The organism is Streptomyces sp. NPDC052042 (assembly GCF_044548345.1).
In the GTDB taxonomy this organism is placed as follows: Bacteria; Actinomycetota; Actinomycetes; order Streptomycetales; family Streptomycetaceae; genus Streptomyces.
Map to the genome: position 1 here is coordinate 1 of NZ_JBIUBU010000010.1, position 24,503 is coordinate 24,503.

The window sequence follows — 24,503 nt, forward strand, 5'->3', positions numbered from 1 at the left end:
TCAGCCGTCCTTCAGCGGGCACTGCCCAACTCCCACTGGGAAGACCTGGGTCTGCGCATGCTCAAGCCGACCTGGCAGAGGTTGAGATCAGCTCGGTGAACCGCCGGATGCGAGGCCCGCATGTCCGGTGGTGTGAGAGGAGGGCCGGGCGACCCGGCCCTCCTACTCGATTCCCGTCCGGAGCGTTGATCTCACGTCCCGTCCGGAGCGTTGTTCTCCTGTGAGGCGGATTCGCGTGACACGTGGGTGAGCCGACGGGCGGCGCGACACGGTTTCACGTGAAACGTGCTGTTTCACGTGAAACATGAAGCCTGGCGAGCCCGACGAAGATGAAGCGCCTGGCGGCTCGGCGGCCGGGAAGCCCCAGGAGGGCTCAGCGAGCATGAAGAGCCCGAGAAGGGCTCAGCGCGTGGCGCCCATCACCACCCACTTGCCCGACCGGGTGCGGAGCCAGAGTGTTGTCAGGCGGACGGCCAGCATCAGTGTCATTGCCCACCACAGTGCGGTCAGGCCACCGCCGAGCGTCGGTACCAGCAGGGCGGCCGGCGCGAACGCGACCAGCGTGACGATCATGGCCCAGGCGAGGTAGCGCCCATCCCCGGCCCCCATCAGCACGCCGTCCAGGATGTAGACCACGCCCGCGATCGGCTGGGACAGCGCGACCACCAGCAGCGCGGGGAAAAGGGTGTCCTGAACGGCCTGATCGCCGGTGAACAAAGGGACGAACAGCGGCCGCGCGAGCACGATCAGTACTCCGAGCACGACCCCGGAGCCGATACCCCACTGCACCATCCGGCGGCAGACCCGGCGCGCGCCTTCGGCGTCATCGGCTCCGAGATAGCGGCCGATGATGGCCTGCCCCGCAATCGCGATAGCGTCGAGCGCGAAGGCCGTCAGGCTCCAGAGCGAGAGGACGACCTGGTGTGCGGCGATCTCGGTGTCGCCGAGCCGTGCGGCGATGGCTGTGGCGATCATCAGTACCGCGCGGAGCGACAGCGTACGGGCCAGCAGTGGAACGCCTGCCTGGGCGCTGGCCATGATCCCCGCCGCATCAGGACGCAGCGAAGCGCCGTACCGCCGTGCCCCGCGCACCACCACGACCAGGTAGGCGACGGCCATGGACACCTGCGCGATGACGGTTCCCCAGGCCGATCCGGCGATGCCGAGCCCGGCTCCGTAGACGAGTCCCACATTGAGGGCCGCGTTGGCCGTGAAACCGCCGATGGCGACATAGAGCGGGGTCCGGGTGTCCTGCAGGCCGCGCAGGACACCCGTCGCGGCCATCACCACGAGCATGGCCGGGATGCCGAGGCTGGAGATCCGCAGATAGGTGATGGCATAGGGGGCCGCGGTGTCGGAGGTCCCGAAGGCGTCCACGATCGCGGGCGCGGTAGGCAGTGCGACGGCGACGACGCATATGCCCAGCAAGAGGGCCAGCCAGATACCGTCCATGCCCTGCCGGATCGCGGAGGCTCGATCGCCCGCCCCGACCCGTCGTGCCACTGCGGCCGTGGTGGCGTACGCGAGAAAGACGAAAATGCTGACGGCGGTGGTCAGCAGGGCCGCCGCCACGGCCAGCCCTGCCAGCTGTGCTGTGCCGAGATGGCCGACGATGGCACTGTCGACCATCACGAAGAGCGGCTCGGCGACAAGTGCGCCGAAGGTCGGTACGGCGAGAGAGATGATCTCGCGGTCGTGTCGTCGACGGACGGTCGCGGATGGTGCCGGGGCCTGGGTCATGCGGGTTAATCTAATCTTCCACAGGTAATGGACGCAATTGAAGAAGAGTCCTTACTCTTGCTGCGGTTCGGTGTTCGTCCGTGTACGGTCGGCCGTGATCTTGCGCGGACCGGAAAAGTTTTTCTCCCCCACAGCCAGTGGATGGAGAACTCGCAGGTCAGAGTGGACGGGGGAGGGGCTGGTATGAATTTGTCCACAGTGCTGTCCCCTGCTCCGTGCACAGGTTCTTCGGGGTTCTCCACAGCATCTGGCGCGTCGTCCACATGCCCTGTGGATAACCAGATTGGCTGACGGTGTCGAGCGGCCTACCGTGGTCCGGCGCCCGCACCCTGTTCCGTCCCTGGAGCCCTGTAGAACTCGACGCGCCGGAACCGGAGTCGGGCGTCTTGTTTGTCGGTGCCGTGCCGTAAGAAAGAGTGGCACGGCGAGGTCCGCGGAGCGGACGGGAGGAGGCGGCCCGGTGAGCATTCCCGAGCCCTTGGGCTGGCCCGACACCGGTCCAGGCGACCGTCTGCCCGTGTCCCGCCCGCGCCGCGGCGGGGGCCGCGACCGCGCCGACCGGCACGAGGACGGCACCGGCGGCGACGGATGGGAGGGAGGCTCCTCCGGCTTCGAACGGGTACCGCCCCAGGATCTCGACGCGGAGCAGTCCGTACTGGGCGGCATGCTCCTGTCGAAGGACGCCATCGCCGACGTCGTGGAGATCATCAAGGGGCACGACTTCTACCGCCCCGCCCACGAGATCGTCTACCAGGCGATCCTGGACCTCTACGCGAAGGGCGAGCCGGCCGACCCGATCACGGTGGCGGCCGAGCTGGTCAAGCGCGGCGAGATCACCAAGGTGGGCGGAGCGCCGTATCTGCACACGCTCGTCCAGTCCGTGCCGACCGCGGCCAACGCCTCGTACTACGCGGAGATCGTCCACGAGCGGGCCGTCCTGCGGCGGCTCGTCGAGGCCGGCACGAAGATCACACAGATGGGATACGCGGCCGACGGCGACGTCGACGACATCGTGAACTCGGCCCAGGCCGAGATCTACGCAGTCACGGAGCAGCGCACCAGCGAGGACTATCTGCCGCTCGGCGACATCATGGAGGGCGCCCTCGACGAGATCGAGGCGATCGGTTCCCGCAGCGGCGAGATGACGGGCGTGCCGACCGGCTTCACCGACCTCGACGCCCTGACGAACGGCCTGCACCCGGGGCAGATGATCGTCATCGCGGCCCGCCCCGCGATGGGTAAGTCGACCCTGGCGCTGGACTTCGCACGGGCATGTTCGATCAAGAGCAACATGCCCAGCGTGATCTTCTCGCTCGAAATGGGCCGCAACGAGATCGCGATGCGTCTGCTCTCGGCCGAGGCACGGGTGGCACTGCACCACATGCGTTCCGGCACCATGACCGACGACGACTGGACCCGACTGGCCCGGCGGATGCCGGACGTGTCGGCCGCCCCCCTCTACATCGACGACTCCCCGAACCTCTCCATGATGGAGATCCGTGCGAAGTGCCGTCGCCTCAAGCAGCGCAACGACCTCAAGCTCGTGGTCATCGACTATCTGCAGCTGATGCAGTCCGGTTCTTCGAAGCGAGCCGAGAGCCGTCAGCAGGAGGTCTCGGACATGTCCCGCAACCTCAAGCTGCTCGCGAAGGAGCTGCAGGTCCCGGTCATCGCCCTCTCCCAGCTGAACCGCGGTCCCGAGCAGCGCACCGACAAGAAGCCGATGGTGTCGGACCTGCGCGAGTCCGGTTCCATCGAGCAGGACGCCGACATGGTGATCCTCCTGCACCGCGAGGACGCGTACGAGAAGGAGTCCCCCCGCGCGGGCGAGGCCGACCTGATCGTGGCCAAGCACCGCAACGGGCCCACGGCGACGATCACGGTCGCCTTTCAGGGGCACTATTCGCGTTTCGTGGACATGGCGCAGACCTGATTCGGACGACTGCGAGGCCGTCGTATGGGACCAACCCTGTTCGGAGCCAAGGTTGCGGAGGTCGTCGGGACGGCCACGACGGTCGCACCGTGCACGGGACTCGGCCAACCGGCCGGCGCTGAGGCTTCCCCGCCGCACCGACGACACCCGCCTACGTCAGGTCCTCGCCCGGCCGACCTGGCCTGAATCGGCTGCGCGCATGACCAGTCCTCAGTCCGCGGTCTTGGTGCTGATGAGCGGCGCGTCCCGCGTGAACATCCGGAACCCGACGCTGTAGTACAGCCCGCGCGCCTGGGGATGCCCCGGCGCACCCAGGCAGGCGACCGTCATATGGGTGGCCCCGGCCGCTCTCGCCCGATGCATCCCGTGCAGAAGCATCGCCCTTGCCAGCCCCCGACGCCGGTAGTCCCGGTGCGTCCCGACCGGCTCGAACTCAGCGGTCCTGTTCGCTTCGTCGAGCCACATGATCGTCGAGGCGGCCATCGTTCCGTCCGGCGCCTCCACCAGGATGTGCAGGTCGCCGCGGTACCCCGCCGTCTGCCGGACGCCCTGGTAGCTCTCGGTCGTGTACGCCGAGGAACCCCAGGCGTCCAGATGGGCCTGGACCGCGGCCTCCGGCCCGGCCTCGTCGGCGGTGCGGAACCGGAATCCGTCCGGCAGTACCGGCTGTTCCAGGTCGGTGAGGTGCCGCTCGTTGAGCTGGGTCCAGGACCCGGTGTCGCCGAGCGAGGCCGGGTCGGTCTCATAGCCGTGCGCCGCCCATCGCTTCAGGGCGAACTCATCGGCGGCGCTCGGTATCACCGTACGTTCGAGGCCCGCCGCCGTGCCGTCGTACCAGTCGATCACCTCGTCCACCAGCCCGGCGTGGTCGGGATGGACCTGATACGTCAGACAGGCGTCGGTGACGTCCTTCACCGATCCGTCGCTCCGCCTCACCCGGCGCGGAAGGTGGGCCCAGCCCCACGCCACCAGATCCCCGCCGGAGAACCACAGCCGACGCCGCCAGCTCGCGGCGTCGACGGCGTGCCCCTTGCCCCAGTTCCAGGCCAGCTCGCCGAACGACGCGTCGCTGTTCACCAGGTCCGGGCGGGTGGCGGTGACATGCTGCGCCAGACCCTGCATGAGCTGTATGTCCGCGACGGTCACAGGCTCGATGTTCGTCATGGTGCGCCACAGTGCCAGGGCCCCGCAAAGTCGGCGAACCGATTTCCGGGGCCGCCGATCGCGGCAGTCGACAGCACAAGCGGCGCCCCTCGGCCGCCGCACATGCGGCAGGTGCCCGGCGCGACCTTTGCCGAGGCCGCCGGCCGGCGGCGGGTGAGGTCCGCGGCAATCCGGCGCCACCGTCGCGCCCGGCCGACCGGTGCGAAGTCAGTGCTGGAACAACCTCCAGAAGGCGAGCGCCGCCGTCGGCGCGGAGACCGGCGTGTCCTCTGTGACCCAGGTGGCGATCACGCCGATCAAGGCGCCGGCCAGATACGCCGCATGCACAGCGTCCGGCACGTCGTCGAACCCGGCGGGGCGGCGTCCTTCGCGGAACGAGGTGACGAGTTCCATGGTCAGCCGTTCCCGCAGGCGTGCAACGAACAAGGCGCTTCCCTGGGGGCCCAGCATGCGTCGGTACAGGGCCGCGTTGTCGGTGACATGCTGAAACACATCATTCAACGGCTGGGGCACCTCGTTCCGAGGCGCGTCGAGAGGACACAGGGCCGCCGCACGTGCCACATGCGTCACCGCTTCTTCCATGGCGTCCGTCACGAGCGCGTCCACGTCGGGGAAGTGCTGATAGACGGTGGCCCGGTTCACGTCGGCGTGCTTGGCAACCTCCGACATGGTGATCTCGGCGGGGTCCTTGACCGCGGCGAGTTCCAGGATTGTCGTCCGCAGCCGAGCCCGGCTGCGCTGGGCACGAGGGTCGTCCAGATTCATGTCCCCACACTAACCAACATCTGTCGCTTTGTTAATCAACGGATGTCGGTTAGTGTTCCGGGTATGCGAATCGAGATCTGGGCAGACGTGGTCTGCGCATGGGCTTACATCGGCAAGCGGCGTCTGGAGAAGGCGCTGGCCGATCCGGCACTCGCCGACGCCGGGGCCGAGGTGGTCTGGCGTCCGTTCCGCATCGACCCGACCACGCCGGACCAGGCGATTCCCATCGAGGAGACATGGCGCGATCAGCTGGTGGACGACGCGTTGCGGCAGTGCGCCCCGGATCTGTCTCCGGCGGAGAACCGGGTCCGCGTCTCCCGGATCGCGGCGGACGAAGGTCTGGGGCCACAGTGGGGAGCGGCTTGGCACGCCAGCAGCCACGATGCTCACCGCCTCCTTTACCTGGCCCGGGAGCACGGCGGCGCTGCGCTGCAGAACGAGCTGGCCGAGCAGGTGTTGAAGGCCCACTTCATCGATGGCGACGACATCAGTGACCGCCGCCGCCTCGGGATGGTCGCCGTCCGCTCCGGATTCGCCGAGGGCGCGGAGCTGCTGGACACCGACGCGGGCGACCGAGAGGTACGGGAGCTCCTGCTGATCGGCAAAGCACGAGGCATCGCGACATCACCGACGATCGTGGTCGGTGACCGGGCCCTTGCCGGTGCCCAGCCGCCGGAGGCGATCGCGGACTTCCTCGCCGGAGGCGACCACGGGCGCAAGCTGCCGGAGGAGGTCCAGCGCTTGCGCTGGGCCGAGTCCCTGCTGGGCCGGCAGGACCCCCTCGGCGCTCTCACCCTGCTGAAGCCTTTGCTCGACGAGCACGCGGATGATCTGAACGTCCGCCGCATCGCGGCCCGCGGCTACTTCCACTCCGCCCAACTGACCCGGGCCCGTGTCGTGCTGGAGCAGTTGGTCATCGACGCGCCGGACGACTCCTATGCGAGGCTCATGCTCGGTCGCACCCTTCAGCGCCTGGGGAATGACGAGCAAGCCTCTCTGCACCTGAAGATGGCCGCCGCCATGACGCCCGATTTCGCATGACCGAAAGATCGCCGATGGGGCGCGTGGGCACGGGCTCCGAGGAAATGACACGCATCCGAGGCGGCCGGCGGATGACACATTCTGAGATGCCGGAGGAAACGCGGTACCCCGAGTTCGTCCTGGACTCGGTCCGTTCCTTCGGCAACGGCACCCTGGTCAGAACTCACCGCAGGAAGCTCTGACGGTCCACGGGTCGGATCGCCGCCCAGGTCCGGCGGAAAGGCATGACAGCAGGTGGTCGGACGTGTCGAAGATCGTGTCGAAACGCGTTCGCCACCCCCGTGCTCCTGCGAGTAGTTGTTGACCATGACTTCTTCATCCGAACAGTTGCTTCCCGGTACGCAGCGCGCGTTGCTGCACCGCATCGCCACCGCGCAGTCGGAAGGCCGTACCCCTTCGCTCGTGGCCGCGGTGCAGAGGCGGGGGCAGGCCGTCTGGAGCGGTTCCCGCAGTGGTACCGACGGCCACGCAGCCGACGCGGACACCCAGTTCAGGGTCGGTTCGATCACCAAGACCTTCACCGCCGTGCTGGTCCTGAGGCTCCGAGACGAGGGGCTGCTGGACCTGGACGACCCCCTGGAGAAGCACCTGCCCGGCACGGGCGTCGGCACGGTCACCCTTCACCAACTCCTGGGCCACAGCGCGGGGCTGGGCGCCGAGTCACCCGCCCCATGGTGGGAGAGGACTCCTGGCACGCTCCGTCCCGAACTGGCCGATGTACTCGGCGAACGTACGGAGATGCACCCTCCGGGCCACCGCTACCACTACTCGAACCCCGGCTACACGCTGCTCGGTTCGCTGATCGAGCGGGTGCGCGGAGTGAGTTGGGAGGAGGCGCTCCGGTGCGAGATCCTGGAGCCGCTGGGCATGCACCGCACGAGCCCCCGGCCCCAGGCGCCACATGCGGACGGCTGGGCCGTCCATCCCTGGGCGGATGTCCTGCTACCCGAACCGGCCGAAGACCTCGGATTGATGGCCCCGGCCGGCCAGCTCTGGTCCACGGCCGGGGATCTGCTCAGGTTCGCGGCCTTCCTAGCCGAGGGAGACGACCGGGTGCTCTGCGCCGCTTCCGTGGAGCAGATGCGGGAACCCTCCGCACCGGGCCAGCCCGGTGAATGGGGCTCCGCATATGGTCTGGGCCTCCAGATCGAGCGGGAGGACGGTCGTACGCTCTTCGGGCACACGGGCTCGTTGCCCGGCTTCCTCGCCGCCCTGTGGTTCAGCGTCGACGACGACGTGGCGGCTGTCGTGCTGACCAACGTCACATCGGGACCGATGGCCGGTGGCGTCGCCGCCGACCTCGCCAAGATCGTCGCTGAGGCCGAGCCCCGTGTTCCGGATCCCTGGCGCCCGCTGCCGGAGGTAGGTCCGGAGCTTCTCGCGCTGACCGGTCCCTGGTACTGGGGAACGCGACCGCACCTCCTGCGCTTGGGCCCGGACGGCGGGCTGGACCTCCGACCGCTGCACGGCAATGGCCGAGGGGCCCGGTTCACCGCCCTGCCGGACGGCACCTGGATCGGTCGCGACAGCTACTACGCGGGAGAGATCCTGAACGTCGTCCGGAACAGCGATGGCAGTGTGAACCATCTCGACCTGGGCTCGTTCGTCTTCACTCGGGAGCCGTACGACCCTGATGCGGCGATTCCCGGCGGGGTGGACGAGGGCGGTTGGCGGGGCCTCGGAACCTGACGGCAGCGCCCCGTTTCACGTGAATACGCGGCCTGGGCGCCCCGTTTCACGTGAAACGGGGCGGGCCCCGCGGAGAAGCTCTGGAGATGCTCCGGAGCTGTGGAAGAGGCCTCGGGCCATGGAATCAGAGCGCGAGCTTGAAGCCCGTATGGCTGGCGGTGAAGCCGAGTCGCTCGTAGAAGCGGTGGGCATCGGTCCGGGACGCATCGGATGTCAGCTGGATCAACTGGCAGTTCCTGTGCCTTGATTCGTCCACGGCCCACTCGATCAACCGGGTTCCCAGTCCGCTCCCGCGCTCATCGGCGTGGATACGGACGCCCTCGATGATCGAGCGGGTCGTGCCGCGCCGGGAGAGTCCCGGGATGACCGTCAGTTGCAGAGTGCCGATGACGCGGTTTGCGCGAACGGCAACCACCAGATGCTGGTTCGGGTCGTCCGCCAGTCGACGGAATGCGGCGTGGTACGGGGCGAGATCGTCCGGTGACTCGCGCCCGGCTCCCAGCGGATCATCGGCGAGCAGGGCCACGATCGCGGGAATGTCGGCGGGGGTGGCGGGCCGTATCTCCAGTTCTCTCATGGCCGACAGGCTACGCAGTCGGCGGGCCGCGCGGACCGTTCGGTCGATGCGTGCCGCTGCCCGGACGGTGGAGGGAACGAACGGGCCGGGGTGCGGAATTGACCGGACCGTGTGCGCTGTCGGCACACGCCCCGAGCCCCTCGGGTTGGGTGGGTGGCCACGCGGTCGACCTCGTCCCGGAACGAGCCCGGTCGGAGGGCGCAAGGCTTGCGCCTGCTCCGTCCGCTGGCCGCCGGTGCTCTTCGGACCGGGCAGTGTGATGCACGGCTACCTGCTGGGTGGCCACTTCGCCGGCTGCCGTCGGACGGCGCCGCCGTACCTGCACCGCTGGGCGCCTTGGCCATGGTCCTGGCGGGTCATTCCCCGCAAGAGCCGGAGGGAGAGCGGAGGCGGCGAGGACGGACCGGAAGGCCCGACGCCGGACGGGGAGGTCGACGGGAGAGCGAGAGCAGCAGCGGAACAGCCGAGGGAGAACGCAGGAGTCCGGAGATATCAGCCCATTGCCACAGTCAGCGGAGCATAGCGGCGGGTCCAGTCACCGGGCAGGTCCGGGATGCCGCTGGCCATCACTGTGGTCTCGGAGACCGTTCGCAGACCGCACCTTTTGAGTCCGGTGAGCAGATCGGTATGGCGCGCGTCGATGTCGGCGCGCAACGGCAGGTCCGTCGTCTCCGCGAGGGAGTCGATCAGCGCCAGGGCCGTGTGGCCGTCGGGCGCGATCAGCGGGCCGATCACCTGAGTCCCGGCGCTGGGCCAGGCCGCCGCGTAGCCGACGAGGCCGCTGCCGTCCTCCGCGACCCGGAGATGATCGGCGTACGCGGGCAGCCGGGCAAGAACATGGGTCCGGTCGCCGCCGAAGACGTCCGCGTCGAGCCGGACGATGGCGTGCAGATCCTCTGCCGTGGCCGGGCGGATGGTCGCGGCGCACCCGCCGTCGCCCATCGGCCGGAAGGTGCCGGTGACCCGTTCGGTGCGGCCCACCCCCTTGAAGCCGAGCTGTTCGTAGAGAGGCCGTCCTTCGGATGTCGCGTACAGGGTGAGCGGTGTGCCACTCGCCTCGTCGAGCACATGGCGCATGAGGCGTCGTCCGACTCCCTGTCGCGCATGGCGCCCGGCGACGAGCAGCATGCCGACGGCGGCCAGTCGTGGACCGTAGGAGGTCACCACGCACGTGGCCACCAGCCCTCCGCCCCCGCCGGGCTCGTCGATGCCGTAGCCGGTTCCTGCGGTCAGGAGGAGACCCCATCGGTGCTCGTCACGCGACCAGCCGCGGTCCTCGCTGAGATCGGCGCAAGCGACCAGGTCGCCCGGAGTGAGACGTCGGACGGGCAGTTCGGCGAGCGGGCGGGGCAACGGGGTGGGCATGAAGCTCAGGCTGTCCGACCAGATGACGCCGCGTCCACTTCTTTCCCGGCCCCTGCCTCGTACTGGTCGGGCGGTGCGGTCGTTGTCCGAGCTGGGCAGTTTCCCGAAGCGCCGGCCTCCCAGTGGCCGGCCTGGTCGGCTCGCGGACACGGCGACGTGACGGAGAGGAACGCGTGACGGGCGCGGGAGCGGTGGTTTCATGTGAAACACGCCGACGGGAACGGGGCAGGGTGTCCGATGGCGGCGGGAGCAGCCGCGCGTACCGGTCTTGGTATGGAGCGCGTGCCACTTGGTGGCGCGGTCCGGTGAGCCGGTACGTGTTCTCCGTCACCTCCCGCGGAGGTCGGCGTCGGTGCTCGGCGGGGCCGCACGGAGTCATGGTCCGGAGAAGCCACGGATATGAACGGCCGTAGTGGGTTCACGGCCCGCACATGGGGCAAGGGAGCGTAACGGGAAAGCTGATTCGGATGCGTAGACGTTCCACCATGTATCCGGTCCGCGTTCACGGCGGCCTGCGTTCATGGCGCCTGCGCTCATGGCAGGGCGAACCGGCGGGGAACCGTCGGCGTGAACCGGCCGTCGAGCACAGGCAGGGGCCCGGCCACGCCCGCGGAGAGTGACTGCGGGGGGTCCGGGGACGAGGCGACCAGAAGACGTTCAAGGCGAGGCACAGCATGGATGTTCCGGTTACCAGGTGGACCGAAGGCGGGACGGACAGATCTCCCGACGCGATTCTGATCCATCGCACGCTGACCGAGATCTTGCCTGTCGCGGACCAGGCGACCTCGTACTTCTACGCCCTGCTCTTCACTCGGCATCCTGAGCTGCGTTCCTTGTTCCCGGTTGCGATGGATGTGCAGCGCGATCGACTGTTCCGCGCGATCCTCGGCGCGGCCGACCGGTTCGACTCCTCCCGTGCGCTGACCGAGTATCTCGGCGAACTGGGCCGGGGACACCGCAAGTACGGCACACTGGCCGCGCACTACCCCTCGGTGGGCGAGGCGCTCCTCGGAGCCTTGAGCCGCTATGCCGCCGCCGTGTGGGATGCGGAGGCCGAGGCGGCGTGGGTCCGCGCCTACACCGTGATGTCGCAGATCATGATCGACGCGGCTGCCGAGGACGAGTGGCGGACCCCGGCCTGGTGGCACGCGGAGGTCGTCTCGCATGAACTGAGAACCCGTGACATAGCCGTCCTCACCGTCCGCCCGGATCAGGTCTACCGCTTCGTCGCCGGCCAGTACGCCGCGATGGAGACACCCTGGTGGCCCCGGGTCTGGCGGCACTACTCCTTCGCGTCGGCGCCGCGCCGCGACGGCCTGCTCACCTTCCATGTCAAGGCGGTACCCGCCGGGTGGGTCTCCAACGCCCTGGTGCACCGGGCCCGGCCGGGCGACATCGTGCGGCTCGGCCCGGCCACCGGCTCGATGACGATCGACCACTCCGCCCACAGCGGTCTGCTCTGCCTGGGTGGGGGAACGGGCATCGCGCCCATCAAGGCACTCGTGGAGGACGTCGCGGAGCATGGTGACCGGCGTCGCATGGAGGTTTTCTACGGGGCCCGCAGCGATCGAGACCTGTATGACATCGAGACGATGATGCGCCTCCAGAAGACCTTCCCCTGGCTCGTCGTACGGCCCGTGGTCTCGATCGGCCGCCCGGAGCGGGAGGGCGGTCTGCGGGGGCTGCTGCCGGAGGCCGTGCGCGCATGCGGTCCATGGCACGAGTACGACGCCTACCTCGCGGGCCCGCCGGGCATGATCCGCAGCAGCGTGGACGCGCTCAGGGGCATCGGCATGCCGGCCGGACGTATCCGGCACGACTCCGTCGAGGAACTGTCCGTCGTCACCCCCGGCTGACCGCTGCCGACCGTCGGCCCATGGGGGTGGCACCGGCCCACCGGACGGGGCCGCGGCAGGGGGACGACGGTTCGAGGCGCGGGCCCGATGACCGCGGCACCCGCCGAGGCGCCGACAGCCCCGCCCCAGGAGCTCTCGTCGGCCCCAGGCACGCTCGGCACCGGCTGCCCGGCTCACGGGCGGGGCGGCGGGCCGTTGCCCGGCTGCCCCGCCCGCGTATCAGCCCAGGTCCGGCGCGTGCATCGCCCGTACGCCCTCGATGTTGCCGTCCAGGTAGTGCCGCAGCGACAGCGGCACGAGATGGACGGTGGCGATCCCCATCCGGCTGAACGGCACCCGTACGACCTCGTACTCCCCGCAGGGGGCGTCGATCTCGGGGCCGTGGCGCCGGGACAGGTCCATCGACTCCAGCCGGCAGACGAAGAAGTGCTGGACTTTGACGCCCTTCACCCCGCCGCCCTCGATGTGCTCGACGGTGTCGACGAAACAGGGGACCACATCGGTGATCTTGGCGCCCAGTTCTTCGTCCAGTTCACGGTGCAGGGCGTCCACGACGGTCTCGTCCCCGGGCTCGACCCCGCCGCCCGGCGTGAGCCAGTACGGGTCCATCCCGGGCTTGGTCCGCTTGATGAGGACGAGGTCGTTGCCGTCGAGCAGAATGGCGCGTGCGGTGCGCTTGACCACGGGACGTTCGGTCATGGCAAGAGCGTGGCCCACTGAACCGGTTCTGAAACACCCGAACGGTGCCCGGCCGTCCTGGCCTCACCAGTCGGCGGCGGCCCGCAGCAGCCACTCGTGCGCCCGCGCGATGTGCGGCAGCGCGAGCGTGCCGGTCCGCACGACCAGGAAATAGGTGCGCAAGGGGGGAACCGGAGGATCGAGGAGCGCGACGACCTCGCCCCGTGCCAGCGCCCCCTCGCACAGATAGCGCGGCAGTACGGCGAGACCGGCACCCGCTGCCGCGCACTCCAGGACGGCCCGGAGATCCGGGGCGATGACCGTTCCCGCGGCGGCGGGCCGGCTGTCGAACACGGCGGACCAGTAGCGGGAGACGAACGGCAGGCTTTCGTGCACCTCCACGACCGGCAGCTGTTCCAGCGCCACGGGGCCGCTGTGCCCCGGGCCCCCCGGCCCCAGGTGAGCGGCCCAGCGCGGAGCGGCGACCAGCACGTGCTCCTCGTCGCAGAGCGGAGTTGCCGTGAGCAGCCCGCCACGGGGGCGGGACGTCGCGATGACCAGGTCGTGATGCCCGGCGGCGAGTCCCTCAAGGGTCTCCTCGGCACTGGTGAAGAACGAACTGCGCAGGGTCAGCCCCTGGGCGACCAGCGGCGCGAGCGCGGGCAGGGCGCGCAGCGACGCGAACTCGGGCGGCCCGGCCAGATGCAGGGTCCGTACAGCCGACTCCTCGTCCAGCTCGGTCTCGGCGATTTCGACCAGAGCGTCCAGATGGGGCGCCGCCCGGTGCGCGAGTTCGTCGCCGACGGTCGTCGGCGTCACGCCCCGGGCCCCTCGAAGGAAGAGCGGGCGGCCCAGCCGGCGTTCCAGGGTACGGATCTGCGAGGTCACCGCAGGCTGGGAGAGACCGAGCAGCGCGGCGGCCCTGGTGAAGGATCCGGCCCGGTGCACCGTGATGAACGTACGCAGCAGGGACAGGTCCATGTCCTGTCCCCTCTCATCGTCGCGACACTTCGAACCGTACAACTATAAATATGTCGATAGCCCGGTGCCGCTTCGGTGATTGGACACTGACGGACGGTCAACTAGCCTTGTCCAGGCGGTTCTTCACAAGGGGAACCGAGGCGGTCCGAGCCACGAGGGGGGAGGCTCGGGCCGCCCGTACCGATCAGCGCGCGCCCAGTGCCGCGTCCAGCGCCCGCTCCACGTCGGCCACCAGGTCCTCCGCGTTCTCGGCGCCGACGGAGAATCGGATGAAGCCTTCCGGTACGGCGTCGCCGCCCCAGCGCGCCCGCCGCTCGGCGGTGGAGCGCACGCCGCCGAAACTCGTGGCGTCGTCAGCCAGTCTCAGCTCGGCCAGGAACCGCTCGGCCCGTTCCCGGTCGGGCAGCACGAACGACACCACGGAACCGAAGCGCCGCATCTGCCGCACGGCCGTGTGGTGCGAAGGGTCCTTTGGCAGGCCCGGATAGCGCAGCCCGGTCACCCCCGGGCGCCCGGCCAGTGCCTTGGCGAGGGTCAGGGCGTTGGCGCACTGGCGGTCGACGCGCAGCTCCAGCGTGGCCAGGGAACGGTGTGCGAGCCACGCCTCCACCGGGCCCGGGATCGCGCCGACCACCTTGCGCCAGCGCCGCACCCCCGCCGCCAGCTCCGGCTCGCGGCAGGTCACATGGCCGAGCAGGAGGTCGCCGTGGCCGGTCATGCCCTTGGTGTCGCTGGCCACCGAGAAGTCCGCCCCCAGCTCCAGCGGTCGCTGGCCGAGAGGCGTGGCGAGGGTGTTGTCGACGGCCACCAGAGCCCCCGCGGCATGCGCGGCCGCGACGAGCCGGCGCACGTCGCAGACGTCCAGCCCCGGGTTGGACGGGGTCTCGATCCACAGCAGGGCGGCGCCTTCGAGGGCCGCCAGCTGGGCGTCGCCGCGGGTGGGCGCGGTCCGTACCTCGACGCCGTACGCCTCCAGCTGCTCACGCACCAGTGGCAGCAGCTGGTATCCGTCGTCCGGCAGCACCACAGCGTCGCCGGTGCGCGCCCGGGACAGCAGCACGGCCGAGACCGCTGCCATGCCGGAGGCGAAGACGACGGTCTCGACCGGTTCGCCCGGTGCCTCCAGCTCGCCGATGGCGCGCTCCAGGTGGGTCCAGGTCGGATTGGTGTCCCGGCCGTAGGTGTACGGGCCGGTGGGGTCCCCGGACAGGTGGAAGTGCGCGGCGAGGACCGGTCCGGGCAGGGCGGGGCCGTACTGCTCCGGTTCGGGCAGCCCGGCCCGGACCGCCCTCGTTCCTTCACCCATGGTGTCCATGTCGCTCCTCGTCGCTCTCCCGGCCTCCCGGTCCGTCGCCGGTTTCCCGACCACTGCTTCGGTGGGCGCCGGATCAGTCCTCGTCGGGCAGCACCACGTTCAGTGCCCAGGAGACGATCGAGATGATCAGGCCGCCGAGCACCGCGGTCCAGAAGCCGCTGACGTGGAAGCTCAGGTCGAACACACTGGCCAGCCAGGAGGTCAGCAGCAGCATGAGCGCGTTGACCACCAGGGTGAACAGGCCCAGCGTGAGGAAGAACAGCGGCAGGGTCACCAACTTCACGACCGGCTTCACCACGAAGTTCACCAGGCCGAAGAGCAGGGCGACCAGGATCAGCGTGAGCGCCTTGCGTCCGGTGCTGCCGCCCTCCAGTGTGATGCCGTTCAGCAGCCAGATGGCCACGGCCAGCGCACCCGCGTTGGCGATCGTCTTGACTACGAAATTCTTCATGTGTCTGATCGTGGCAGACACGGCCGGTGGCGGACACCGGCAGGAGCGAAAACAAAGGGCGGACGGGAATGAAGGCGTTCAGACTGGACGAACTGGAAGCGGAGCGGGCCGCCAACGACGGCGCTTATCTGCAGTTCCTGAAGGAACGCAACATGTCCGTCGGCCTGTACGCGCTGAACGCAGGCGAGCTCGACCCGCAGCAGCCGCACCGGGAGGACGAGGTCTACTTCGTCGTCAGCGGACGCGCCTCGATCACGGTCGGCACGGAGACCACGCAGGTGGGCAGGGGGAGCGTGGTGTACGTACCGGCCGGAGTCCCGCACAAGTTCCACCACATCACCGAAGACCTGCGGATCATGGTCATCTTCTCCCCGCCGGAGAGCTGAGCCTTTTCCGCGGGGTGGCCGGCACGTTCCTCGGGCAGTCCGGACGCGGCCTCGCGGAACCGGGGACGCTCCTCCCCGGGGACGGGCTCCGGTGTCGGGGATCCCTAGGGGGCCGATCAGGGAACGGCAAGGGGCGCGGGACACCCCTCCGGAACCCTCGCCCCTCTAGCATCGAAGTGTCGGAGCAGAACGCACAGAGACGAGGCGAGGACGATGGCTGTACGGGAGATATTCGCCGGGATGCCCTGGTGGGTGAAGTGGATCGCGGTGCCGATCATCGCGATCGTCGTGTTCGGTGGTCTGATCGCCAGCGTGCTCGGGTTCGTGATCGGTCTGCTCTTCAAGATCCTCCTTTTCGTGATCCTGGTCGGCGGGCTCGTCTTCGTCGTGCGCAAGGTCATGTCCTCCTCGGGCGGTGGCTGGTAGGAAGATCGAAAACCAGCCATGCTGTTAGCCCAGCTGAGCTAAGCCCAGGACGAAACCACCCACCCCGGGGATACGGCCGATATGGTGGCGTTCCACTGCCGCCACCTGGGAATTTACTGACCGTCACCACCGTGACCAGTGGTTTGCACGGTGTTCAGGCCCTCGGACCCCAGCCATGCGGCGGCCTGTGGGGGAGGCCCCCACAGGCGGGCTGACTGCCCGTCACCATGCCTGGGGGTGACCGTTGACCACGGCATCGAGCACTGTTTCCCCGACGCTGATCGGCTCGGTACAGCGAGCGCTGAGGCTGCTGGAGGCGGTGAGCGCGCATCGCGACGGGGCGCCCGCGAAGCAGCTGGCCAGGGAGGCGGGGCTTCCGCTCCCCACGGCGTACCACCTGCTGCGCACCTTGGCACACGAAGGCTATCTGCGTCGCGAGAACGGGGTGTTCCGTTTCGGGGCCGCCGCCGAGCGTCTGGTTACGGAGCGTGCACCGCAGCAGCGTCGCAGCAGGATGGCGGATTCGCTGAGCCGCTGGCGCGACACCATCGGCGCACCAGTGTACTGCGCCGTCTACCGCGAGGGCGAGATCGAACTCGTCGCGGTCGCCGACGACCCCGCCATGCCCGCCGTGCGCGAGTGGTCGTCCTTCCGGGAGACCGGGCACGCCCACGCGCTCGGCCAGTGTCTGCTGAGCCGGCTGGACGAGAAGGCGCGTGAGGACCATCTGGACCGTTATCCGGTACGGCCGCTGACCTGTTATTCGGTGAAGGACCGCGAGACGTTCCTTGAGCGGTTGAGGTCGCTGGAACGAATGGAACCTGTCGTCGAACGGCAGGAGTACGTCCTGGGAACGGTCTGCGCGGCCATTCCGATCACCGCCGGCTTCACCGCCGCCGCGATGGCGATTTCGGTACCCCTGGAACAAGAGCATCGATTGCTCCCCGCAGTCGAACAACTACGTGGCGAAGTGTCTAGCCTCTTGCGTTCATTCGTGTTCTCTATCAGTATCTGAAAAATCACTCCTTGTGATCTGCTATCGCGTGCACCACGATGGCGTCAATAGGGCCATGGGGGATCATTCCTGGCCAGATTCATCTACTGCGGGGTTGAACGATGCGCGAGTCGGTTCAAGCAGAGGTCATGATGAGCTTCCTCGTCTCCGAGGAGCTCTCTTTCCGGATCCCGGTGGAACTCCGGTACGAAGTGTGTGATCCGTATGCGGTTCGGATGACCTTCCATCTGCCCGGTGACGCTCCGGTCACCTGGGCGTTCGGCCGTGAGTTGCTGCTCGACGGTCTCAACAGCCCCAGTGGCGACGGCGATGTGCATATCGGACCCACGGATCCCGAAGGGCTTTCCGATGTGCACATTCGGCTCCAGGTGGGCGCCGACCGCGCCCTCTTCCGGGCCGGTTCGGCGCCGCTCGTGGCTTTTCTCGACCGGACCGACAAACTCGTTCCGCTCGGGCAGGAGCGCACGCTGGGTGACTTCGAGGGAAGTTTGGAGGAGGCCCTGGGCAGGATCCTCGCCGAGGAGCAGAACGCCGGTTGAGGGGCGCGGTGCCCCCCGGCCGGCGTCCGCCGGTCGAACATGACACTCGCCGAACGGGTGAATCACTCTCCGTAGTGGGGTGTTCTCCGTCGGCCGGCCGGTCTCCGCTCCGAGGCTCTCACGGCTTCGCCCTGCGGCGGCGGCCCCTTCCGGTCCGTACGGGTGCTGGAGCTCCGGCTTCCGCGCCGAGCCCTGTGCGGTCCGCGGAGACGACCAGCGCGGCGAGCACCGTCGTCACCGGCACGGAGGCGACCAGTCCGATCGAACCGACCAGCGTTCGTACGATCTCCTCCGCCACCAGCTCACTGTTGGCCACCGTCCCCATGCTGCTCCGGGCGATCGAGAACAGCAGCAGCAGGGGAAGCGCCGCCCCGGCGTAGGCGAGCACCAGCGTGTTGACGACCGAGGCGATGTGATCGCGCCCGATCCTGATTCCTGCCCGGTACAGCTGCCGCACGCCCATTGTCGGGTTGGCCTGGTGCAGTTCCCAGACGGCCGACGTCTGGGTGACCGTCACATCGTCGAGTACCCCGAGCGAACCGATGATGACGCCGGCCAGCAGCAGGCCGCTCATGTCGATGTCCGGATACAGGCCGTGGATGAGGCCGGTGCTGTCGTCGGTGTTTCCGGTCAGGCTCGCCCAGCCGATGAAGAGCGATCCGAGCAGCCCGATCAGCAGGAGCGAGATCAAGGTGCCGAGCACCGCGACCGAGGTGCGGGCGGTGAGCCCGTGGCACGCGTAGAGCGCTATCAGCATGATCGCACTGGCCCCGACCACCGCGACGACCAGCGGATTCGAGCCCTGGAGTATGGCCGGGAGGATGAACAGGGTCAGTACGGCGAACGACACCGCGAGCGCGATCAGGGCCGTCACCCCGCGCATCCGGCCCACCGCGACCACGACCAGCGCGAAGATCCCGGCCAGAAGTGCCATCGGGAACTTCCGATTCACATCGGTCACCGAGTACTGCAGATCCCGGGGTGCGTCCGGGGCGTAGGCCACGACCACGCCCTGCCCCTCGCGCAACTGGCGCGGCGCGTCGGGCTGCACGACTTCAACGAATCTCCGCCCCTTGTCCTGACCGGTCGTCACCTCGATGGTGGCCTTCTCACACCGCCCGGAACGGCCCGCCGTCGGCGGAGTGGCCTCGCCGCCGGTCGGCAGCTGGGCGACGTTCACCTCCTCGCAGTTCACCTTGTCGATTCTCACCACCCTGCCTTGCTGGGTCTGCTGGTCGAAGCCGACACCGGTCCGTTCGTGCGGTGGCGCACTGCCCGGCCAGAGCGCCAGGAGTCCGACGACGACGGCGGCGGCGAACGGGATCAGTACGGCGGCGATGACCTTCCGCAGATGCCTGGAGACGGGCGCGGCGGGGCCGTGGCTGTGCGTATGGCCGTGTGAAGGGCCCTGGTGATGGCTCGGAGGTTCGGAAACGCTGGGGAGGGACGTCACAGGGCGATCATCGCAAGGAAGCAAGGGGGCCCTCTGTTCATTCTGCTGGACAGGGCGCTAGCGTGGAGGAACCTTTGCACACGCGGGAGCTCGGAGCACCGGGCTGAGAGGGCGCTGATCTCCGTACGTCCGTACGGGAAGGGCTGCGCCGACCGCCGAACCTGTTACCGGGTAATGCCGGCGTAGGGAGTAGGTCTCATGACCACATCGGACGCACGCACGCCTGCCTCCAGCCAGAGCGACGAGGCCGGGAAGTCCATCGGCTGGCACAAGGGATACGTCCAGGGCTCGCGCCCCGACATCCGTGTGCCGGTCCGTCAGGTGCACCTCACCAACGGCAAGGACGTGACGCTGTACGACACGTCGGGGCCATACACCGATCCCGCCGTCGAGACCGACGTCCGCCGCGGACTCGCGCCGCTGCGGGAGAACTGGATCACCACGCGCGGCGACACCGAGGAATACCCGGGCCGCCCCGTCCGCCCCGAGGACGACGGGCTCAGGCACACCTCGCCGCGAATGGGGTCTCCCCTGGTCGAGCGGAGCCGAGAGCTTGGGGAAGGGCTGCGCAATCTCGACGCGGTCTTCCCCGGCCGCCCCCGGCTGCCGCGCCGCAGCCGGGACGGGCGGCCGGTGACCCAGCTCGCGTACGCCCGGCGGGGCGAGATCACCCCGGAGATGGAGTACGTGGCGATCCGGGAGAACGTGGACCCGGAGGTGGTTCGCGAGGAGATCGCCGCGGGCCGCGCCGTACTGCCGGCCAACGTCAACCACCCCGAGACCGAGCCGATGATCATCGGGAAGCGGTTTCTGGTGAAGGTCAATGCGAACATCGGCAACTCCGCGGTGACGTCCTCCATCGAGGAGGAGGTGGAGAAGATGACGTGGGCGACGCGCTGGGGCGCCGACACGGTCATGGACCTTTCCACCGGCCGCAACATTCACACCACCCGTGAGTGGGTACTGCGGAACTCCCCGGTGCCGATCGGCACCGTGCCCCTCTACCAGGCCCTTGAGAAGGTCGACGGCAAGGCCGAGGAGCTGACCTGGGAGATCTACAAGGACACCGTTATCGAACAGGCCGAGCAGGGCGTCGACTACATGACGGTGCACGCCGGCGTACGCCTGGCGCATGTTCCGCTGACCGCCCGTCGCAAGACCGGCATCGTCTCGCGCGGTGGCTCGATCATGGCGGCCTGGTGCCTCGCGCACCACGAGGAGTCGTTCCTCTACGAGAACTTCGAGGAACTCAGCGAACTCCTCGCCTCCTACGACGTGACGTACTCGCTCGGCGACGGGCTGCGCCCCGGCTCCATCGCGGACGCCAACGACGAGGCGCAGTTCGCCGAACTGCACACGCTCGGTGAGCTGAACACGATCGCCAAGCGGTACGGCGTCCAGACCATGATCGAGGGGCCGGGCCATGTCCCGATGCACAAGATCAAGGAGAACATCGACCTCCAGCAGGAGGTCTGCGAGGAGGCGCCCTTCTACACGCTCGGCCCGCTGACCACCGATGTCGCCCCGGCGTACGACCACATCACCTCGGGCATCGGCGCGGCGATGATCGCCTGGTGGGGCACGGCGATGCTCTGCTACGTGACGCCCAAGGAGCACCTCGGGCTGCCGAACCGGGACGATGTGAAGACCGGCGTGATCACGTACAAGATCGCGGCCCACGCGGCGGATCTCGCCAAGGGGCATCCGGGGGCGCAGGACTGGGACGACGCGCTCTCCGACGCCCGGTTCGAGTTCCGCTGGGAGGACCAGTTCAATCTGGCGCTCGACCCGGTCACGGCACGGGAGTACCACGACGAGACGCTGCCGGCCGAGCCGGCGAAGACGGCGCACTTCTGCTCGATGTGCGGCCCGAAGTTCTGCTCGATGAAGATCAGTAGGAACATCACAGAGCAGTTCGGCGGTGACGCGGAGGCCACGCCGGAGGAGATCGAGGCCGGGATGCTGGCGAAGTCCAAGGAGTTCGCGGCCTCGGGTAACCGGATCTACCTGCCGCTGGCCGACTGATATGGATGCGGCGCCGTCTGGAAGCTCTCGCTTCGAGACGGCGCTTCGCCGTTCGGCCTGCCTCGGTCGCCCCGGTGTGATCGGTCCCGACCAGGGGGGCGGCCCGGGAGTGATCCGGATGACACCCTCGTGGCCGACCTTCTCACCGGCCGGACGGGGGCGCCGCCGGAGTGAAAAACCGGCTGATCGCGAGCGTCCCTTCTCCGTAGCATCCCCACATGAGCGACAGAGCGATGGAAATGGCGGCAACGGCGGGGGCGGGGGAGGAAGGGGGTCGTCCACCGTGCTGGCGCGGACGCGGGATCGCCTTCGTCCCCGTCGAGGTCGATGACGCCGAACTGCTGCAGGAGTGGCGATCCGATCCGTCGACCACCCATGAGATGGGGGTCTGGCCGCGTTCGCTCGCCTCGTTGCGCGAGCTCATCGAGCGCGATGGGGAGGACCATGACCGCGACGACTTCCTCGTCGTATTGGCCGACGGCAGCCCCGTGGGCCGCGCGGCCCTCACCGACCAGGACTTCGCCGACGGCACCGCCGATGTCGAGGTGCTGATCTCCTCGCCGTACCGCGGTCGCGGACATGGCACGGACGTCCTGGACACGCTGACGGACCTGGCGTTCGGGGAGCTTCCGCTGTACCGCCTGCGGGCCGCCGCCCACACGGACAATGCGGCCGCGCTCGCCGTCCTGCGCACGTCGGGGTTCACCCAGGAGGGGGTGAGCCGCTCGGCATGCCTGCATCGCGGGCGGCGGCACGACCTCGCGGTGTTCTCGCTGCTCCGCCCCGAGTGGGAGGGGCAGGGGCGGCCGAGGTCCTGGGACGTGTGACTCGGCGCGGGCGCGTGCGGCGCCCGTCACCGGGACCGGGGGAGGGGAGGGCCCGGCCTCCTGGTCATGCCTCTTCCCGCTCGGGGCCGGAAAAGTCGGATCCGGAGAAGTCGGGGCCGGTGAAGTCGGGGCTGGTGAAGGTCGGGCGGGGGCCGGCGGCCGGGCCCTCGTCCGGGCCGGAGAAGTCGGGGCGGCTGTAGCCGACCTTCGGGATGCGGTTCGGCGAGCGCTGCGGTGTGCGCGAGGCGGACGCGGCCCCGGGGTCGTCGAGGGCGTCGCGCAGGAACGGCAGGATGCCGCGTTCCAGCAGCGCGTGGCGCCATGCCTCCCGGGCGCGCGCCACGTCCTCCGGGAGCTCGATCTCGTCGCGTATGGCGTTCTCCGACGCGGAGCCGTTGCGCAGTGCGGTGATCAGCAGCCCGACGGCGGCGACCAGGATGGCGGCGGCCATGACCACAGCGAAGAACCAGCCGGCGGTGACCATGGTCGAGGCGAAGGCGGGCGGCGGACTGAGCAGCTTCAGCAGATAGCCGACCAGCAGGAATATGAACGCGGCGGTGCCAGCAAGCACGGGCGCGAGGACCGTGACGACCGCTCCCGCGCCGGCGCCCGAACCGATGTCGCGGTCCGCGGCGGATCCCGGGCCCGGATGGTCTTCGTCGGCCGCGCCGCGCAGTTCCTCGCGGACCCTCACGTAGTGGTCGTACTCGGTGGCGGCCGTCGCGGTGATCATTTCTGTGGCGGCCAGCGCCATGGTGCGCAGCTGCACGGCGTTGAGCCGTTCGCCGACCGCGGCCAGGTCCGGTCGCCGATGGGCATGGCGCAGTGCGTCGTCGAGGATCCGCTCGTACTCGGGGCGGTCCTCGGTCAGCAGATGCGGAGCGCTGTTCATGGGCATCCCCCGATGCTCCGTCGGGCCCGCTCGCCCGCTCGCCCGTTGGTGCCGGGCAGTCGGGCGGAACGGAGGAGAGCCTGCTACGGATACGCCGATGGTAGAGCGCCCTCGGCACGGGGTGACAGGGGCTTTCCGGAAAAGGGCCCGGTGCTCGGCGTGGTCAGGTCGTGGATGCGTTTTCCCGGAAAACCGTCAGTCATGCAGGGGGAGTTGGACGACCAGCAGCTTTCCGGCCATGGTCACTCCGCCGTCCATGGCGATGGCGAGCCCGTCGGCGTACACGTGCGGGCCTTCGACCTCGGGGCCCGAACTGTCCTCTCCGTCCTCCGACCCCACCTCGCCGAGGAGATAGGGGATGGGGCTGTGACCATGGACGATGCGCTGTCCGCCGTAGGCGGCCATGAGCTCCCGCACGGCCTGCGGTCCCGCCTCGTCACGGAAGGCGAAGCGCTTGGTGAACTTGCGGAAGAGGTCCCAGCACTCGTCGGCGTCATTGCGCGTGAGAATGGCGTGCACGGTGTCGTTGACGTCCTCGATGGTGGTGCCGTAGTCGAGGTACGCCGTCGTGTCGGAGTGCATCAGCAGATGCCCGTCCTCCTCGACGATCGCGTCGAGGCGGGACATCCACTGGATGTGGACGTCCTGGAGCCGCTCCATGTCGCTCTTCTGGCCGCCGTTGAGCAGCCAGGCGGCCTGGAACGTGGCGGTGCCGGCGCCCGAGTTCACCGGCGTGTCGCCGAACCGTTTGGCGCCGATGAGCAGCAGTTCGTGATTGCCCATCAGCGCCTTGCAGTACCCGCCCGCGGCGGCGGCCTCGGCGGACAGGCGCATCACGAGGTCGATGACGCCGATGCCGTCCGGGCCGCGGTCGGTGAAGTCACCGAGGAACCAGAGGCGGGTGTTGCCCGCGGCCCACCGGCCGTCGGAGTCGATGAGGCCCTGTTCGGCGAGGGCGGCGAGCAGTTCGTCCAGATAGCCGTGGACGTCGCCGACGACGTAGAGCGGCCCGAGCTCCGGATCGCGGGCCGGCCGGGGTTCGGGCACGGCCCTGACCTGGACGGTGTCCCCGCGGTTGATGACCGGGAGGTCGCGTTCGGTGGGGGTGTACCCCTCGGGCAGCGCGTCCGCGGGCAGGGCGTTGCCCGGATGCGGAGACGCGGGCGGTACCGGGGTCTGCGCGTAGGGCGGCACGCGGAAGTCGCGCAACGTCGCAGTCCGCACCACGGGTTCCTGACCGGCCCCCTGTGTCATCGACCCCTCCACCACCGTCGCGCCGCCGTACACCTGACGGGCCTGCTGGTCGGGGCGGTCCGCGGTGTCGTGCGCCCATCATAGGAATGCGAATCGTGCTGTGTGACGCACCAGGGGTGGTGAATCCTGAA

22 protein-coding genes and 1 riboswitch are annotated in these 24,503 nt (G+C 69.0%); of the genes, 10 read left to right on the forward strand and 12 right to left on the reverse strand.

The genetic code is table 11. The features are described from left to right. Positions 1-402 precede the first annotated feature (402 nt). On the reverse strand, positions 403-1,740 hold the full coding sequence (locus ACIHCL_RS18055) for an MATE family efflux transporter (RefSeq protein WP_399862797.1): 1,338 nt from the start codon (positions 1,738-1,740) through the stop codon (positions 403-405). A 460-nt stretch (positions 1,741-2,200) separates the two neighbouring features. Between ACIHCL_RS18055 and dnaB the strand changes: the two genes are divergently transcribed. Continuing rightward, a complete protein-coding gene (dnaB, locus tag ACIHCL_RS18060; protein WP_399862799.1) occupies positions 2,201-3,673 on the forward strand; it encodes a replicative DNA helicase in 1,473 nt (490 codons plus the stop codon). Between the two features lie 210 nt (positions 3,674-3,883). Here the strand turns inward: dnaB and ACIHCL_RS18065 are convergent, their stop codons facing one another. Further along, a complete protein-coding gene (locus tag ACIHCL_RS18065) occupies positions 3,884-4,837 on the reverse strand; it encodes a GNAT family N-acetyltransferase (RefSeq protein WP_399862801.1) in 954 nt (317 codons plus the stop codon). 207 nt (positions 4,838-5,044) lie between these two features. Continuing rightward, positions 5,045-5,602: a TetR/AcrR family transcriptional regulator gene (locus ACIHCL_RS18070; RefSeq protein WP_399862803.1), complete on the reverse strand. Its 558-nt coding sequence runs from the start codon at positions 5,600-5,602 to the stop codon at positions 5,045-5,047. 63 nt (positions 5,603-5,665) lie between these two features. Here ACIHCL_RS18070 and ACIHCL_RS18075 point away from each other — a divergent pair, with 63 nt between their 5' ends. Together ACIHCL_RS18075 and ACIHCL_RS18080 are read left to right on the forward strand one after the other, a co-directional pair. After that, positions 5,666-6,643 (forward strand): DsbA family protein, encoded by a 978-nt coding sequence (locus ACIHCL_RS18075; protein ID WP_399862805.1) that lies wholly within the window; start codon positions 5,666-5,668, stop codon positions 6,641-6,643. Positions 6,644-6,949: 306 nt separating this feature from the next. Continuing rightward, the gene (locus tag ACIHCL_RS18080; protein WP_399862807.1) at positions 6,950-8,332 is read left to right on the forward strand and encodes a serine hydrolase domain-containing protein; all 1,383 of its coding nucleotides are present in this window, start codon (positions 6,950-6,952) and stop codon (positions 8,330-8,332) included. Between the two features lie 124 nt (positions 8,333-8,456). On the opposite strand, the gene ACIHCL_RS18085 is transcribed toward ACIHCL_RS18080, so the two are convergent. After that, positions 8,457-8,909: a GNAT family N-acetyltransferase gene (locus tag ACIHCL_RS18085; protein WP_399862809.1), complete on the reverse strand. Its 453-nt coding sequence runs from the start codon at positions 8,907-8,909 to the stop codon at positions 8,457-8,459. Positions 8,910-9,401: 492 nt separating this feature from the next. Then, complete coding sequence (locus ACIHCL_RS18090; protein WP_399862811.1) at positions 9,402-10,274, reverse strand: GNAT family N-acetyltransferase; 873 nt, start codon at positions 10,272-10,274, stop codon at positions 9,402-9,404. Between the two features lie 674 nt (positions 10,275-10,948). Between ACIHCL_RS18090 and ACIHCL_RS18095 the strand changes: the two genes are divergently transcribed. Further along, the gene (locus ACIHCL_RS18095; protein WP_399862813.1) at positions 10,949-12,130 is read left to right on the forward strand and encodes an FAD-binding oxidoreductase; all 1,182 of its coding nucleotides are present in this window, start codon (positions 10,949-10,951) and stop codon (positions 12,128-12,130) included. A 219-nt stretch (positions 12,131-12,349) separates the two neighbouring features. Here ACIHCL_RS18095 and ACIHCL_RS18100 read toward each other — a convergent pair whose 3' ends face one another. The 4 genes from ACIHCL_RS18100 to ACIHCL_RS18115 form a co-directional block, all read right to left on the reverse strand. Continuing rightward, the gene (locus ACIHCL_RS18100; RefSeq protein ID WP_399862815.1) at positions 12,350-12,829 is read right to left on the reverse strand and encodes an NUDIX domain-containing protein; all 480 of its coding nucleotides are present in this window, start codon (positions 12,827-12,829) and stop codon (positions 12,350-12,352) included. Between the two features lie 63 nt (positions 12,830-12,892). After that, entirely contained in the window at positions 12,893-13,789 is an 897-nt protein-coding gene (locus ACIHCL_RS18105) for a LysR family transcriptional regulator (RefSeq protein ID WP_399862817.1), read from the reverse strand. 184 nt (positions 13,790-13,973) lie between these two features. Further along, positions 13,974-15,104: a cystathionine gamma-lyase gene (locus tag ACIHCL_RS18110; protein WP_399862819.1), complete on the reverse strand. Its 1,131-nt coding sequence runs from the start codon at positions 15,102-15,104 to the stop codon at positions 13,974-13,976. Between the two features lie 73 nt (positions 15,105-15,177). Continuing rightward, positions 15,178-15,555, reverse strand: coding sequence for a phage holin family protein (locus ACIHCL_RS18115; protein ID WP_399862821.1), 378 nt, complete (start codon positions 15,553-15,555; stop codon positions 15,178-15,180). Positions 15,556-15,623: 68 nt separating this feature from the next. On the opposite strand from ACIHCL_RS18115, the gene ACIHCL_RS18120 reads away from it, so the two are divergent. From ACIHCL_RS18120 to ACIHCL_RS18135, 4 genes are all read left to right on the forward strand, one after another. Then, positions 15,624-15,941: a cupin domain-containing protein gene (locus tag ACIHCL_RS18120; protein WP_399862823.1), complete on the forward strand. Its 318-nt coding sequence runs from the start codon at positions 15,624-15,626 to the stop codon at positions 15,939-15,941. Between the two features lie 213 nt (positions 15,942-16,154). Further along, entirely contained in the window at positions 16,155-16,367 is a 213-nt protein-coding gene (locus tag ACIHCL_RS18125; protein ID WP_399862825.1) for a DUF5326 family protein, read from the forward strand. Between the two features lie 244 nt (positions 16,368-16,611). Beyond that, a complete protein-coding gene (locus tag ACIHCL_RS18130) occupies positions 16,612-17,382 on the forward strand; it encodes an IclR family transcriptional regulator (protein ID WP_399862828.1) in 771 nt (256 codons plus the stop codon). A gap of 101 nt (positions 17,383-17,483) precedes the next feature. Then, complete coding sequence (locus ACIHCL_RS18135; protein WP_399862830.1) at positions 17,484-17,921, forward strand: SsgA family sporulation/cell division regulator; 438 nt, start codon at positions 17,484-17,486, stop codon at positions 17,919-17,921. Positions 17,922-18,039: 118 nt separating this feature from the next. Here the strand turns inward: ACIHCL_RS18135 and ACIHCL_RS18140 are convergent, their stop codons facing one another. Further along, entirely contained in the window at positions 18,040-19,374 is a 1,335-nt protein-coding gene (locus tag ACIHCL_RS18140) for a YibE/F family protein (protein ID WP_399862832.1), read from the reverse strand. A 72-nt stretch (positions 19,375-19,446) separates the two neighbouring features. Then, a riboswitch (TPP riboswitch) is annotated at positions 19,447-19,580 on the forward strand. Between ACIHCL_RS18140 and thiC the strand changes: the two genes are divergently transcribed. Both thiC and ACIHCL_RS18150 read left to right on the forward strand, forming a co-directional pair. Continuing rightward, positions 19,573-21,399: a phosphomethylpyrimidine synthase ThiC gene (thiC, locus tag ACIHCL_RS18145; protein WP_399862834.1), complete on the forward strand. Its 1,827-nt coding sequence runs from the start codon at positions 19,573-19,575 to the stop codon at positions 21,397-21,399. It overlaps the preceding riboswitch by 8 nt. A gap of 218 nt (positions 21,400-21,617) precedes the next feature. After that, positions 21,618-22,226 carry a GNAT family N-acetyltransferase gene (locus ACIHCL_RS18150; protein WP_399862837.1) on the forward strand — a complete coding sequence of 203 codons (609 nt, stop codon included), beginning with the start codon at positions 21,618-21,620 and terminating at the stop codon, positions 22,224-22,226. Between the two features lie 64 nt (positions 22,227-22,290). On the opposite strand, the gene ACIHCL_RS18155 is transcribed toward ACIHCL_RS18150, so the two are convergent. Together ACIHCL_RS18155 and ACIHCL_RS18160 are read right to left on the reverse strand one after the other, a co-directional pair. After that, entirely contained in the window at positions 22,291-23,124 is an 834-nt protein-coding gene (locus ACIHCL_RS18155; RefSeq protein WP_399862839.1) for a hypothetical protein, read from the reverse strand. 189 nt (positions 23,125-23,313) lie between these two features. Then, on the reverse strand, positions 23,314-24,372 hold the full coding sequence (locus ACIHCL_RS18160) for a metallophosphoesterase (protein ID WP_399862841.1): 1,059 nt from the start codon (positions 24,370-24,372) through the stop codon (positions 23,314-23,316). Positions 24,373-24,503 lie beyond the last annotated feature (131 nt).

Bases quoted from the DNA above. Each gene is read 5' to 3' on its own strand.
- ACIHCL_RS18115 (WP_399862821.1), bottom strand. From the start codon at position 15,555: ATGAAGAATTTCGTAGTCAAGACGATCGCCAACGCGGGTGCGCTGGCC.
- ACIHCL_RS18135 (WP_399862830.1), top strand. From the start codon at position 17,484: ATGCGCGAGTCGGTTCAAGCAGAGGTCATGATGAGCTTCCTCGTCTCC.
- ACIHCL_RS18075 (WP_399862805.1), top strand. From the start codon at position 5,666: ATGCGAATCGAGATCTGGGCAGACGTGGTCTGCGCATGGGCTTACATC.
- ACIHCL_RS18085 (WP_399862809.1), bottom strand. From the start codon at position 8,909: ATGAGAGAACTGGAGATACGGCCCGCCACCCCCGCCGACATTCCCGCG.
- ACIHCL_RS18125 (WP_399862825.1), top strand. From the start codon at position 16,155: ATGGCTGTACGGGAGATATTCGCCGGGATGCCCTGGTGGGTGAAGTGG.
- ACIHCL_RS18065 (WP_399862801.1), bottom strand. From the start codon at position 4,837: ATGACGAACATCGAGCCTGTGACCGTCGCGGACATACAGCTCATGCAG.
- ACIHCL_RS18150 (WP_399862837.1), top strand. From the start codon at position 21,618: ATGAGCGACAGAGCGATGGAAATGGCGGCAACGGCGGGGGCGGGGGAG.
- ACIHCL_RS18095 (WP_399862813.1), top strand. From the start codon at position 10,949: ATGGATGTTCCGGTTACCAGGTGGACCGAAGGCGGGACGGACAGATCT.
- ACIHCL_RS18055 (WP_399862797.1), bottom strand. From the start codon at position 1,740: ATGACCCAGGCCCCGGCACCATCCGCGACCGTCCGTCGACGACACGAC.
- ACIHCL_RS18155 (WP_399862839.1), bottom strand. From the start codon at position 23,124: ATGCCCATGAACAGCGCTCCGCATCTGCTGACCGAGGACCGCCCCGAG.
- ACIHCL_RS18120 (WP_399862823.1), top strand. From the start codon at position 15,624: ATGAAGGCGTTCAGACTGGACGAACTGGAAGCGGAGCGGGCCGCCAAC.
- ACIHCL_RS18105 (WP_399862817.1), bottom strand. From the start codon at position 13,789: ATGGACCTGTCCCTGCTGCGTACGTTCATCACGGTGCACCGGGCCGGA.
- ACIHCL_RS18070 (WP_399862803.1), bottom strand. From the start codon at position 5,602: ATGAATCTGGACGACCCTCGTGCCCAGCGCAGCCGGGCTCGGCTGCGG.
- ACIHCL_RS18160 (WP_399862841.1), bottom strand. From the start codon at position 24,372: ATGACACAGGGGGCCGGTCAGGAACCCGTGGTGCGGACTGCGACGTTG.
- thiC (WP_399862834.1), top strand. From the start codon at position 19,573: ATGACCACATCGGACGCACGCACGCCTGCCTCCAGCCAGAGCGACGAG.
- ACIHCL_RS18080 (WP_399862807.1), top strand. From the start codon at position 6,950: ATGACTTCTTCATCCGAACAGTTGCTTCCCGGTACGCAGCGCGCGTTG.
- ACIHCL_RS18090 (WP_399862811.1), bottom strand. From the start codon at position 10,274: ATGCCCACCCCGTTGCCCCGCCCGCTCGCCGAACTGCCCGTCCGACGT.
- ACIHCL_RS18110 (WP_399862819.1), bottom strand. From the start codon at position 15,104: ATGGACACCATGGGTGAAGGAACGAGGGCGGTCCGGGCCGGGCTGCCC.
- ACIHCL_RS18100 (WP_399862815.1), bottom strand. From the start codon at position 12,829: ATGACCGAACGTCCCGTGGTCAAGCGCACCGCACGCGCCATTCTGCTC.